Origin of the sequence: Cryobacterium sp. TMT1-2-2, assembly GCF_004403505.1 — a bacterium.
GTDB lineage: Bacteria > Actinomycetota > Actinomycetes > Actinomycetales > Microbacteriaceae > Cryobacterium > Cryobacterium flavum.
Map to the genome: position 1 here is coordinate 64,306 of NZ_SOGS01000017.1, position 12,605 is coordinate 76,910.

At 65.2% G+C, this 12,605-nt stretch carries 11 protein-coding genes; 7 read left to right on the forward strand and 4 right to left on the reverse strand.

The features are described from left to right. The first annotated feature begins 2 nt into the window (after positions 1–2). The 5 genes from E3T35_RS12225 (at position 3) to E3T35_RS12245 (ending at position 5,887) form a co-directional block, all read left to right on the forward strand. On the forward strand, positions 3–1,694 hold the full coding sequence (locus tag E3T35_RS12225; RefSeq protein ID WP_134346459.1) for a S1C family serine protease: 1,692 nt from the start codon (positions 3–5) through the stop codon (positions 1,692–1,694). Positions 1,695–1,834: 140 nt separating this feature from the next. Beyond that, on the forward strand, positions 1,835–2,890 hold the full coding sequence (locus E3T35_RS12230; protein WP_370449189.1) for a glycosyltransferase family 2 protein: 1,056 nt from the start codon (positions 1,835–1,837) through the stop codon (positions 2,888–2,890). 4 nt (positions 2,891–2,894) lie between these two features. Then, entirely contained in the window at positions 2,895–3,719 is an 825-nt protein-coding gene (locus tag E3T35_RS12235; protein WP_134346460.1) for a CDP-alcohol phosphatidyltransferase family protein, read from the forward strand. Then, positions 3,706–4,593 carry a glycosyltransferase family 2 protein gene (locus tag E3T35_RS12240; RefSeq protein WP_134346461.1) on the forward strand — a complete coding sequence of 296 codons (888 nt, stop codon included), beginning with the start codon at positions 3,706–3,708 and terminating at the stop codon, positions 4,591–4,593. The genes E3T35_RS12235 and E3T35_RS12240 overlap by 14 nt, the downstream gene beginning before the upstream one ends. Before the next feature lie 19 nt (positions 4,594–4,612). Beyond that, entirely contained in the window at positions 4,613–5,887 is a 1,275-nt protein-coding gene (locus E3T35_RS12245; protein ID WP_134379328.1) for a CDP-glycerol glycerophosphotransferase family protein, read from the forward strand. 103 nt (positions 5,888–5,990) lie between these two features. Here E3T35_RS12245 and E3T35_RS12250 read toward each other — a convergent pair whose 3' ends face one another. Beyond that, on the reverse strand, positions 5,991–6,836 hold the full coding sequence (locus E3T35_RS12250; protein WP_370449184.1) for a hypothetical protein: 846 nt from the start codon (positions 6,834–6,836) through the stop codon (positions 5,991–5,993). Positions 6,837–6,986: 150 nt separating this feature from the next. Here E3T35_RS12250 and E3T35_RS12255 point away from each other — a divergent pair, with 150 nt between their 5' ends. Next, positions 6,987–7,301, forward strand: coding sequence for a helix-turn-helix domain-containing protein (locus tag E3T35_RS12255; RefSeq protein ID WP_134346463.1), 315 nt, complete (start codon positions 6,987–6,989; stop codon positions 7,299–7,301). A gap of 2 nt (positions 7,302–7,303) precedes the next feature. Here E3T35_RS12255 and E3T35_RS12260 read toward each other — a convergent pair whose 3' ends face one another. Together E3T35_RS12260 and E3T35_RS12265 are read right to left on the reverse strand one after the other, a co-directional pair. Beyond that, on the reverse strand, positions 7,304–8,047 hold the full coding sequence (locus E3T35_RS12260) for an ABC transporter ATP-binding protein (RefSeq protein WP_174777097.1): 744 nt from the start codon (positions 8,045–8,047) through the stop codon (positions 7,304–7,306). A gap of 29 nt (positions 8,048–8,076) precedes the next feature. After that, positions 8,077–8,877, reverse strand: coding sequence for an ABC transporter permease (locus tag E3T35_RS12265; RefSeq protein ID WP_233197408.1), 801 nt, complete (start codon positions 8,875–8,877; stop codon positions 8,077–8,079). 177 nt (positions 8,878–9,054) lie between these two features. Between E3T35_RS12265 and E3T35_RS12270 the strand changes: the two genes are divergently transcribed. Then, on the forward strand, positions 9,055–11,043 hold the full coding sequence (locus E3T35_RS12270) for an aconitate hydratase (RefSeq protein ID WP_134346464.1): 1,989 nt from the start codon (positions 9,055–9,057) through the stop codon (positions 11,041–11,043). 45 nt (positions 11,044–11,088) lie between these two features. Here the strand turns inward: E3T35_RS12270 and E3T35_RS12275 are convergent, their stop codons facing one another. Next, entirely contained in the window at positions 11,089–12,564 is a 1,476-nt protein-coding gene (locus tag E3T35_RS12275) for a hydroxymethylglutaryl-CoA synthase family protein (RefSeq protein WP_134379329.1), read from the reverse strand. Between the last annotated feature and the right edge of the window lie 41 nt (positions 12,565–12,605).

Here is a 12,605-nt window from a genome sequence, read left to right on the forward strand (position 1 = left end):
CGATGACTGACAACACCAATTATTCCGGCACCACCCCCGACAGGTCCGATGATGCCGCCGCTTTTGAAGTGAATAATTCCGGCGAGGCTACCCCGCCCAGCGAACCACCGACGGTGCCACCGACCGACGTACCGGCCGCGCCCTCGGTCCCGACTGCGCCGCCATCGAACGCCGTGCCGGTCGTTGCAGCACCGAGCCAGCCGGCAGCATCCGTTTCACCGGAGCCCGTCGTGAACGCATCCGCCGAGAACCGGCCCGCAGACAATGTCCCCGCTGACAGCTCTCCCGCCGCCAACCAAACGGTTGCCTACCCCACGGATTCCTACCCGACGGATGCCTTCGGTCGCCCGATCGAGACCCCCACAGCGTCGTCCTCCGCCTACGCCCCGAACGCCGCACCCCAGGCCTATGCGACAGCAGACTCCTACCCGACGGATGCCTATCCCAGCCAGCCCTTCGCCGCTAAGACCAAGGAATCCGGTCGCCGCAAGGGTAGTGTCGCGCTGATCGCGGCCCTCGCCATTGGTGCGCTCGTCGGCGGTTCGTCCGGCGCTGGCATTACCGCCCTCATGATGAACGGCCAGAACAACGGTGTACCCGTTAGCCAGGCCTCCGGCCCGAGCAACGTCGTGGTGAACAACACCAAGAGCGTCAACCAGATCACCGCCGTCGCGGCCAAGGCCTCGCCGAGCGTCGTGACCATCGACGTGTCCAGCAGTTCAGCGGGCGGAACCGGCTCCGGCGTCATTCTCACCGACGACGGCTACGTGCTCACCAACACCCACGTGGTCACCCTCGACGGCGCAGCCTCCGATGTGAAAATCGAGGTCAAGAGCAACGACGGCAAGCTCTACGCCGCGACCCTGGTCGGCACCGACCCCATCTCCGACCTCGCCGTGATCAAACTGACTGACGCGAGCGGTCTCACTCCCATGACCTGGGGCGATTCCTCCGAGCTCAACGTCGGTGACAGCGCCATCGCCATCGGCGCCCCGCTCGGCCTCTCCGGCACGGTCACCGACGGCATCGTCAGCGCTCTGAATCGCAGTATCACCGTCGCGAGCTCGGCCGCCCCCACCTCGCCAGACACCACAACGCCCGACGGAGGCCAAAGCCAGAACCCGTTCTTCTTCGACTTTCCGAACCAGGACGGCACCCCGTCGCAGGGCTCGCAGGCCGCCACCGCCAGCATCGCGCTCCCGGTGATTCAAACGGATGCCGCCATCAACCCCGGCAACTCCGGCGGCGCGCTGCTCAACGGCAGCGGTGAACTGGTCGGCATCAACGTGGCCATAGCGAGCGCCGGCAGCACCACCTCCTCGTCGGCCGCCGGCAGCATCGGCGTCGGGTTCTCCATCCCGTCGAACTTCGCCAAGCGCATCTCCGACGAGATCATCGCCAACGGAACGGCCACCCACGGCCTGCTCGGTGCGAGCGTGAAGGACGCGTCCAGTTCGACCAGCAGCACGGTTGGTGCGCTCATCAGCGAGGTCACCTCCGGTGGCGCCGCTGCCAAGGCCGGTCTGGCCGCCGACGATGTCATCACCAACTTCAACGGTGTGCCCATCACGGACTCGATCGACCTCACCGCGCAGGTGCGGGTGCTCCCGGCCGGCGGCAGCGCCGATCTCACCTACGTGCGGGACGGCAAGTCGATCACCGTCTCGGTCACGGTCGGCGAGCTCTCCAGCTAACCGCTCGCTTCTGTTCCTTCCCACATCGCGTCGCCGGCTGGTCCGGCGGCGCGATGTGTTTGTCAGTGGGTGCGTACCACCGGGCGCACGGCCATTTCGTGGGCTGGTAGGCTCGATCGTCCTACCCAATAACCGGAAAGCTGGCCAGCCAGGTGCACCAACGTGGTAAGGGTCTTCTTCCCGGGGTGTCGTATGTGATGCCCGTTCTCAACGAGGCGACGCACGTGCGAGCCGCCGTCGAAAGTCTGCTCGCCCAGGACTACCAGGGAACGTTCGAAGTCACTCTGGCGCTCGGACCGAGCATTGACGGCACGACCGAACTGGTCGAGGAAATGGCCGCCGTTGACGCGCGCATTCGGGTCGTAGCCAACGAGGTCGGATCAACTCCGGCCGGCCTGAACATCGCCATCCGTGCCTCCCAGTACGCAGTGGTCATCCGCGTCGACGCGCACTCCGTGCTGCCTCCTGAGTACGCCCGCATCGCCGTCGAGACCCTCGAACGTACCGGAGCAGACAATGTCGGCGGCATCATGGATGCCCGCGGCATCAGCGCATTCGAGCGCGCAGTGGCCCGCGCTTACGGCACCAGGATCGGGCTCGGTGGCACGCCCCATCACGTTGGCGGGGCGGAAGGCGCCGCCGAAACGGTGTACCTCGGCTGCTTTCGCACCGAGAGCATCCTGAACGTCGGCCTGTTCGACGAGGGCGTCAAACGGGGCCAGGACTGGGACCTGAACCGTCGCCTCCGCGAAGCAGGCGGCACGGTCTGGTTCACCCCGAAACTGCGTGTGCTCTATCGCCCGCGGCCGACCCTGGCCCAGCTGGCCCGGCAGATGCTCTCGACCGGGCTCTGGCGCGGTGAGCTGGCCAGGCGGTATCCGGCGGCCAACGGCATCCGCTATTTCGTGCCGCCGGCGATGGTGTTGGGAGTGGCACTCGGACTACTCCTGGGCATCGTCGGCGTGGTGCAGGCCGCCCTCGGTGCGGCGCCGTGGCTGCTGCTGGGCCTGATCGTTCCCGCCGGGTATCTGCTCATCGTGGTCGCTGCGACGCTCGCAGTTGCCCGGCCGGACGGATTTCGTGCGTCCCTCAATTTTCTCGTAGTCTTACCCTGCATTCACTTCTGCTGGGGGATCGGGTTCGTGCTCGGTTACCTGAAACTCACCAGCAATATCACGGCACACACGGGAAGGTGAGCAGATGACCAGTTCGCCCAATATCGCCCGCGACCCCGCTGCCAGGCCGGAGTCGATCGCGCATCTGCGCGCTGTCGCCCAGCCGCCGGAGGTGCGCCTGCGCGCCAACGCTGAGCACTGGACGGCGAGCCTATACCTGCGCGACCTGTCGCCGTACCTCACCTGGATGCTGCTGAAGACGCGTATCTCCGCTAACGGTGTGACCGCGCTGATGATCCTGGCCGGCTGGTCGACCGCTGCGGCCCTGCTGATCCCCGGAATCTGGGGGGCGCTACTCGCTCTCGCACTCAGCCAGGTGCAGATGCTCATCGACTGCTGCGACGGCGAGGTGGCGAGGTGGCGCGGTACTTCCTCGCCGGCCGGGGTGTTCCTGGACAAGGTTGGGCACTACTCCACCGAGTCGCTCATTCCCATCGCGCTTGGCATTCGGGCGGCCGCCTACCCGTTCGAATCGCCCGACGACTTTCTCTGGACCAGCCTGGCGCTGCTGCTCGCCCTGATCATCGTGCTGAACAAGGCGCTCAACGACATGGTGCACGTCGCCCGCTCCAATGCCGGCCTGACCAAGCTCGCCGATACCCACGGTGAGAAGACGCCCACCTCGAGCCTGATCGCCCGGGTGCGCCGGCTGGCCCGCTTCGTACCGTTCCACCGGCTGTACCACTCGGTCGAACTGACCATGGTGATCTTCGCCGCGGCCGTGATTGGGTTGTTCGTCGGGCAGCCGCTCGTCGACCGGGCCGTGCTGGTCGTTCTGGTTCCCCTCGCTTTCCTCTCACTCATCGGGCATTTCGTGGCCATCATGGCGTCCAAACGTGTCCGTTCCTAACGAGGCCGTCCCGACGGTCGGTGTTGTCGTGCTCACGCAGGGCACCCGTCCGGTCGACCTCGACCGGGGCATCCGCTCGGTGCTGGCGCAGCAGGGCGTGACGCTCGACGTGGTCTGTGTCGGCAACGGCTGGCAGCCGGTCGACCTGCCGGCCGGCGTGCAGACGCTCGGGCTCCCCAGCAACCTCGGCATTCCGGCCGGCCGCAATCGGGGGGTGTCGCGCGTCACCGGCGAGTACCTGTTTTTTCTCGACGACGATGCCAGCATTCCCGACCCGAATTTTCTGATCGAGGCGATCGGCAAGCTGCGCTCCGACCCGACGATCGGGCTGCTGCAGCCCCGCGTCGAAGACTCGGCCGGAATCGAATCGCCGCGGCGGTGGATTCCCCGCATCCGTAAGGGTGAAGCGACCACGCCCGGACCGGTGTTCTCGGTCTGGGAGGGGGCTGTGCTGCTGCCGCGCGCGGTTTTCGACGCGACCGGCGGCTGGGCCGAACCGTTTTTCTACGCCCATGAAGGAATTGAGCTGGCCTGGCGGGTCTGGGACCAGGGCCGGGTCGCCTGGTACGCGGGAGACCTGGTGGCCAACCACCCGGTGATCCTGCCCACCAGGCACGCCGACTACTACCGGCTGAACGCCCGCAACCGGGTCTGGCTGGCCCGCCGCAATCTGCCCGCCCTGTTGGTACCTCTGTACGTGGGCTCGTGGACGGCCATTCAGGTGCTGCGCTGGGCGCCCCGCAACCGGCCGGCGCTGCGCGCCTGGTTCGGCGGCTGGCGCGAAGGGTGGCAGAGCGATCCGGGGCCGCGGCATCCGCTCCGAGCCCGCACGGTCTGGCGGATGACCCGCGCCGGACGCCCGCCGATCATTTAACGGAAGGTAGTCTTGTTCGGTGGTAATTCGGAAAGACGTCAGGCGTGCAGTCAAACTGGTCAAGGATGTTGTGGCCTCCCGCAAGGCCCAACACAGACTCCGGGGTCCGCTGAAGGCGCGCGAGCTGCGCGAAGATAATCACTTCAAGATCGCCGTTTACTTTGCCGACGGGCCGGTCAACATGTACCAGATGCGGCAGTGGTACCAGCCGCTCGCCACACTCGCCAAGACCTGGCCGGTGCTCCTGCTCAGCCGTACCGGTGGCGGCACCCTCAAGCTCATGGATGAGTCACCGGTTCCCGTTGCCTATGTGCGCACGGTTCCACAGCTCGAGCAGATTGTGGCCGAGCAAGACATTCGCATCGTGTTCTACGTCAACCAGAACCCGCGCAACTTCCAGATGATGCGCTACGGGCGCTGCTGGCACGTTTTCATCAACCACGGTGAGAGCGACAAGATGTACATGATCACGAATCAGTTCAAGGCTTACGACTATTCCTTCGTCGCCGGGGACGCCGCTCTCGCCCGGCTGGACCGCGTGCTCTGGGACTACGACTTCGACAAGCGCGCCATCAAGATCGGGCGACCCCAGGCCGACTACTTCAGTGGTGAACTGCCGTACACGCCAGATGAACGCCAGGTCGTGCTGTACGCCCCCACCTGGGAGGGCGACCGGGGCGCTGCCGCCTACGGGTCAGTCGCGACCCACGGGGTCGCCCTGGTCACCGCCCTGTTGGCTACCGGCACCCACCGGGTCATCTACCGGCCGCACCCGCGCAGCGGCGTCGTCGACCACACCTACGGTGCCGCCAACAAGAGCATCATCGCCGCCATCGCTTCGGCCAACGCCCGCGACCCGCACGCGCAGCACGTCTACGACGCGGGCCCTGACCTCGGCTGGCAGCTGGCCGCAGCGGATATCGCCATCGTCGACATCTCCGCCATGGTCTACGACCGACTCGCCACCGGTAAGCCGCTCATCATCACCCGACCGGTGAACCCGACGGCCGTGATCGACACCAGCGGGTATCTCTCGGACTGCGAGTGGTTGCACGTCGAGAACGCCGCCGGCATCGCGGCTGCCGTCGAACGGCTCACGCACGATGAGGCTGTGGTGGAACGCCTGCAGGGGTGGGTGCAGCGCTACTTCGGCGACACCACGCCGGGCGTCGCGACGGAGCGACTGCACGCGGCCGTTGCGCACCTGATGGTGGAGTGGGATCGGTTCGCGGCGGTGCACGACGCTGATATCGCGATTGTGCCCGATCCGGCGTCGATTCCCGACGCCGAGTAGTGAAGCGACGCGGCCAGGTGCTGCACGCGCGGTCCTCTGCTGCACGCGCGCGTGGCAGCGCGAGCATCCGCTCACAGCGCGTGCAGCAGGCGGGCGCGCGACGCTACGTGGCTGAGGGATCCGTCGGCCACGAAGCGGATGCCGGCGGCGCGGTCGGCACGGCGGCCACCGACCTGCCCCGTCGCGTTTCGCGTACCGTGATCTCGCGCACCCGGGGCTCCAGATCCGGCTGAAAACCGGCCGGTGCCGGGCCGAAGGCGAGGCGTGAGGCGTGCATGACCTTGTTGCCCAGAATATGGTTTCCGGCACCGCCGATCACGGCTCCGATGCCAAACGGCAGGGCCTTGCCGAGCAGGCTGGCGCTGCCGCGGGTGGCGAACTGGCGCAGAAAAGCACTCTTGAGCCGGTCGGTCAGCGGGCCGAGTATTGCGCGGGGCAGGCTGTTGGTGATGAGCTCACCCCAGTAGGTGTTTCGTGCGGTTCCCGAGCCGGTCACCTGCCCGGCGAGCTGCCGCACCAGATCGCTGCCCTCACGGCCGAGCATCATGGTCATGACGAGGGCGCGGGCCCGCTCCGGGTCTTCGACCGCGATGCCGTGTACCTCGCTCACCGACTGGGTGAACAGCGCGGTCGCCTCGAGAAAGCCGGCGGTCTCCACTCCAGACAGGGCAAGCGTGATGCCGGTGCCGACGCCGGGGATGACCGCGGTGGCGCCCACAGCCGCGCCGCCGGCCGTGACGGCTGCCAGATAGCGTTTTTCCAGAATGCGCACGATCTGCTCGGGGGAGGCGTAGGGATTGCGCCGTCGGATGCTGCGAATATGGGCGAGCACAACCGGTCGGTGAACGGCCAGAACCCGATCGAAGCCCTTGACGAACCCGCTCGGCAGAGCGCCGCCCTGTGGAGTACCGCCGGTCGACGACAGCATCGGTGTGCTCTTCCTGGCCATTGCTCGCTCTCCTCGGTTGCGTCTCGTCGAGTGTACGTGGTGCAGAGGGGCGCGCGTTGGACGCGCGGGCGGGCGCCGAACTACAAATACTATGTTTCGCCAAATGTCCACCCGCTAGTCAAGAGTCCTCTGTGCCACTACAACTGAGGAATGCTTGAGCCCAAATCAGAAGCCTCCCGACTGCTCGGCCTCCGCCTGCGGGAGCGCCGCCTGGCGCTCGGGTTCAATCAGGAGTCCGTCGCTCTGCTCGCCGGACTCAACGTTTCGAATTACGCCCGCATCGATCGGGGTCACGGCAACCCGACGATGTACACTCTTATTCGGCTGGCGGCCGTGCTGCAACTCGACTTGAGTGAGCTCGTGACCGGTCTCGCAGTTGAGCAGCTACCGCCGACTCGCGACGCCTACATCGCGATCGATTTTCGTCGTTCCCAGGAAGCTCTCGCGACTCGGCGACTGGGCTAGGGTCAGGCCGCCGACTTGACGCCGTAGTCGGTGTTGTAGCGTGCGAGCACGTCGGTGATCGGCCCGTCGAGCACCAGGTCCCCCTTGTCGAGGTAGAGACCGCGGGTACAAAAGCGCCGCAGATCGCGTTCATTGTGCGAGACGATGAACAGGGTGCGACCACCCGCGAGAAGTTCTTCGATGCGGCGATAGCATTTCTCCCGAAAAGCCTTGTCGCCCACGGCCAACACCTCGTCGACCAGCAGAATGGGTTCTTCGAGTCGGGAGATCACCGCGAAGGCGATGCGCACCTTCATTCCGCTCGACAAATGCTTGTACGGGGTGTCGATGAAATCGGCGATCTCGGCGAATTCGATGATCTCGTCAAAGCGTGCGGCGATCTGCTTGCGGGTCATGCCGTGCAGGCCAGCGGTCAGATACACGTTGTCGCGCACGCTGAGGTCATCGACAAACCCGCCGGTGATTTCGATCAGCGGCGCGACGCCCGCGATCACGTGCACCGTACCCGTATCGGGCAGCACAACGCCGGTGACGAGTTTGAGCAGGGTGGACTTGCCCTGCCCGTTACGCCCGACGACACCGATGGCTTCGCCCGGTTGCACGCTGAAGGTGACGTGCTGCAGGGCCCAGAATTCGCCCGGCCGGCTGCGGCGTTTGCTGGCGCCGAAGAGATCCTTGAAATTGCGACGTCCGCGCCGATTCCTGCGAAAGCGGATGCCGACATCCTGTAGCGAGATCACCGGCATTCCTGGAATGGGCGCTTTCCCCTGGGCCACTAGATCTCCTTCAAAACGGCGCGTTCGGTGCGGCGAAAGACCAGGAGTCCGAGCCCGAGAAAGAGGAGGGACAGACCTGCGCTGATCGCGACCGCGAACCAGTCGAGTTGCTCGGGAAAGAACGCTGCCCGGTAGAGGCTGAAGATGCCGTTCAACGGGTTGAAGGCGGCCCAGAAGTGCAGTTCGGGCGGCAGGTCCGTGGTGCTGTAGATGATGGGGGAGGCGTAGAACAGAAAACGCAAAATGAGTTTGACGGCCCGCTCCAGGTCGCGAAAGAACACCACGAGCGGGGCGACCAGCAGGCCGACACCCGCGGTCAGGGCGGCCTGAATCAGAATGGCGAGGGGAAAGAACAGCGCGTCGGCGTTCAGCTCGGCGCCGTACAGAATGGCAAACAGGGCAAGCACCGGAATCGAGGCGAGAAACTCGATGCCTTTGGAGAGTACGAGGCGGTTCACCCAGATGGTGCGGGGGATGCGGGTGGAACGGATGAGCTTTGCCTCGCGCAGAAAAGCGCGGGTGCAGTCCGAGACGGCGCCGTTGAACCACATCCAGGGCAGCAGGGCGGCCAGCAGGAACACGATGTACGGGTCGGTGCCGACGTTTTTGTCAAACACCTGAGTGAAGACGAACCAGTAGATGCCGGCCATCACGAGCGGATCGAGAATGGACCAGAAGTAGCCGAGCACCGAGGTGGAGTAGCGCACGCGCAGGTCGCGCTCGGTCAGCAACCACAGCGAATGCCGATACCGTGCGATCGGCGTGCGCTGTTCTGGGCGCACCTGGGCGTAACTACTCACGTGGTCTATCGTATGGGAGCCTGACTTGGTCCCTTGCCAGCCGGCCCTTACTGGTCTCTTGCTCACACGCCCTCAAACGCTGGTCGTTAATCCCGCATTCGCGTAGATTGAGACTCTGCGCACAACGTCGATGCGTGATTGTCGACACCGGACCCGCACACGAGCAAGGGAGTCAATATGGCCTACAACGTCGCTCAGAAACTGATCGCCTCGCACTTGGTAGTGGGGGACATGGTTCCCGGCACCGAAATCGGCCTGCGAATCGACCAGACCCTGACCCAGGATGCGACCGGTACCCTGGTCATGCTCGAACTGGAGGCACTCGGTCTCGACTATGCACGCACGGAAGTGTCGGTGCAATACGTGGACCACAACCTGCTGCAGGCCGACAGCAAAAATGCCGAAGACCACGACTTTCTGCGATCCGCCTGCCAACGCTTCGGCATCTGGTTCTCCAAAGCCGGTAACGGGGTATCGCACCCGACGCACATGCAGCGCTTCGGTATCCCCGGCAAGACCATGGTCGGCTCGGACAGCCACACCCCGGCGGCCGGCTCGCTCGGCATGCTCGCCATCGGCGTCGGCGGCACCGAAGTAGCGCTCGCCATCGCCGGCGAACCGCTCTACATTCGCATGCCCCAAATTTGGGGCGTGCGCCTGACCGGGCAGCTGCCGCCGTGGACGAGCGCCAAGGACGTCATTCTCGAAATGCTCCGTCGCCACGGTGTGAAGGGCGGCGTCAACCGCATCGTCGAGTATTACGGACCGGGGCTGGCCACCCTGACCGCCATGGATCGGCACGTGATCGCGAACATGGGTGCCGAACTCGGCGCGACCTCGACAGTGTTCCCGGCCGATGACCAGGTGCGCACATTCTTACGCGCCGAGGCGCGCGAGGACGACTTCGTGGAATTACTCGCCGATGCTGATGCGACCTATGACGTGACCGAGGAGATAGACCTGGCCTCGATCGTTCCCCTGATCGCCCTGCCCAGTTCGCCGGGCAACGTCGTTCCGGTCAGCGAAGTCGCTGGCCGACCGGTCGAGCAAGTGGTGATCGGGTCATCCGCTAACCCAGGTCTGCGAGACTTCGCGATCGTCGCGGCGATCACCAAGGGGCGGCAGTCGTTCCCCGGGCTGTCCCTCGACGTCAACCCAAGCTCCCGCCAGATTTTGCAGGACTTGACCAAGATGGGCGCCACCCTCGATCTCATCGGGGCCGGTGCGCGGTTGCACCAGTCTGGCTGCATGGGGTGCATCGGAATGGGACAGGCCCCCGCCAACGGCAGCATCAGCCTGCGCACCATGCCGCGCAACTTTCCAGGCCGTTCGGGCACGCAAGAAGACTCGGTTTACCTCTGCTCCCCAGAGACCGGGGCTGCAGCCGCGCTGACCGGAAAAATCACCGACCCGAGAGATCTCGCTGACCTGTTTAACATGGACTATCCGTCGATCACCCTGCCGGAGTTCTCCAGCGTCAACCTGACTATGCTCGAGGCGCCGCTGCCCGCTGCGGAATCGCTCACCGTCGTGCTCGTCAAGGGCGAAAACATTTCGTCGCTGCCCGTCTTCGGTCCGCTCGCCGAACGCATCGAGGCTCCCGTTGCCCTGATCGTCGGCGATGATATTTCAACGGATGAGATTCTTCCGGCCGGTGCGCGCGTCTTGCCGTTTCGCAGCAACGTTCCCAAGCTCGCCGAATTCACCTTTGATCAGGTCGACCCTACCTACCCAACCCGCGCCGCACTCACCCGAGACACGACCGGTCACATGATCGTCGCTGGGGCGAACTACGGGCAAGGGTCTTCTCGCGAGCACGCAGCGATCACCCCGCGATTCCTCGGGCTGCGGGTTGTGCTGGCGGTTTCGTTTGCGCGCATCCACTGGCAGAATCTGGCGAACTTCGGCGCGCTCGCGCTGCAATTCACGGATGCCGCCGATCACGACCGCATTGGCCAGGGCGACGTGCTGGTGCTCGACGGTATTCGCGAGGCGCTCACCAACGGCACCGAGATTATCGTTCGCAACACCACCCGCGATGAGACTTATTCCGTGCGGCACGAGCTTTCGACCCGCCAGATTGAGATGCTCCTGGTCGGCGGCCTCATTCCGTGGCTGCGTGCCCGACACGCGCAGGGCGAGCCCGCGATCGGCACGACCGAGTAGCAGCGAGAGGCAGAACGCGGTCGGCGCAGGTCTGCCCCGTTTGGTTTATTCGGCGCTGCCGACGACGTAGCGGTAGTACTCGACGCCCTCATCGAAGAAGTCCGGTCCATTCGACGTGCCGACGTGATCGATCACGAACTCATCGCGGGCGGGCGGGGCGATATTTTCGATGCGGCGTCCCTCGTGCACATCGATGTATTGCGCTTCGTTCAGATCGATCGCGCCAACCAAGGCTGACTCAAAATTGATTCGCCTGGCCGCTTCTTGCCAGCCGGCGACAACGCGCAGTGGCAGCGCCTCCGCAGCGTCGCCACTGCCGTAGCCGAGGGCCAACCAGTTCTGATCGGTCAGCTCGATGCGATCGGTCAGGGCCTCCTGCAGGCCAGCGGCGAGCCAGGCCGGAAGGGCAGCGGTGTAAAGATTGCCGAGGTCGCGCATGGCTTCGGAGCCCAGCCTGAGCTTGTCCTCGACGAGCGTGTCCCAGAGCGGGGTTTTGCGCAGCTGGTTGCGCACCTTGCGGGCCAGGGGAAAAACGTCGCCGGTGTTTTCGGCGAGATCGGCGCCGTTACCGTGAAACGGTGATGGCGCGAGCAGCTCCTCGAGGAGCAGATCGGCATCGACACCGGCGTCGGCAGCGAGTGCGCGCAATTGGTCATGACCCTCGTCATCATGAGCCAGAGCGAACAGGAAGGCCATGACCCACCCGGTCGTCGGCATCTGGTGGTATGGGCGGTGCATGAAAACCGCGTCGATGTCGTGAAAATAGTCGAGGCTTCGGCCGGGGCGTTTCTCCAGCATGGCCGTCATGGCGTGGTGGGTGGCATCGATGTAGCAGCTGGTGGAATAGTGCCCGTTGAACATGGGCAGATCCTGCACCTGTCCGTCATCGCGCGCCGGCTGATTGCGAAAACGGGCAAACGGCTTGCGAAAATCGGCCACGCGGTAGTCGGAGTCGCTGCCGGCTGCGGCGAGGTCCACTTCGAGCAGGCGCGCGTCGCTCTCCAGCAGCATCGCGACCGCGCCGGCACCCTGCGTGGGCTCTCCGCTGCCGCCGCGCGCGTACTCCGCAATATCGGCGCACACCACGATGGCCTGGCGACCGCGGCCATCCGTTGCCAGATAGCGCAGCGCAGCTTTCACGCCGTAGACGCCGCCCAGGCAGGCCTGTTTGAATTCGGGCACTTCGCAGTCCCGAGCCAACTGAGGCAGGCCGGCCGCGGCCAGGGCCTCATTGACCATGCCCTTGACGATGACCGCGCCGGCAGAATTGTCGGTGCTCGACTCGGTGCCGAGCGCGAGCAGCCCAACCTGGGACGGGTCGATGTCGTAGTCCCGAATCAGGCGCCACACCGCATTGGCGGCAAAGGTGTACACGCTCTGCGCGGGGGCGCGCATGCGAAAACTTCGGCCGACCACCGAGCGGAATTTCTCCCACGGCTGGTCATTCCAGGCACACCACGCTTCGAGCTGCACGCGATACGGCGGGAGATAGAGGGAAAAACCACTTATTCCAAGAGCCAACGGAGTCTACTTAACTTTTCAGGTGCTTGCTTGACCGCACC

What these genes read in the sequence shown, in the direction of transcription:
- E3T35_RS12255 (WP_134346463.1), top strand. Translation starts at nt 6,987, where the DNA reads ATGCTTGAGCCCAAATCAGAAGCCTCCCGACTGCTCGGCCTCCGCCTG.
- E3T35_RS12250 (WP_370449184.1), bottom strand. Translation starts at nt 6,836, where the DNA reads ATGGCCAGGAAGAGCACACCGATGCTGTCGTCGACCGGCGGTACTCCA.
- E3T35_RS12270 (WP_134346464.1), top strand. Translation starts at nt 9,055, where the DNA reads ATGGCCTACAACGTCGCTCAGAAACTGATCGCCTCGCACTTGGTAGTG.
- E3T35_RS12260 (WP_174777097.1), bottom strand. Translation starts at nt 8,047, where the DNA reads ATGCCGGTGATCTCGCTACAGGATGTCGGCATCCGCTTTCGCAGGAAT.
- E3T35_RS12225 (WP_134346459.1), top strand. Translation starts at nt 3, where the DNA reads ATGACTGACAACACCAATTATTCCGGCACCACCCCCGACAGGTCCGAT.
- E3T35_RS12235 (WP_134346460.1), top strand. Translation starts at nt 2,895, where the DNA reads ATGACCAGTTCGCCCAATATCGCCCGCGACCCCGCTGCCAGGCCGGAG.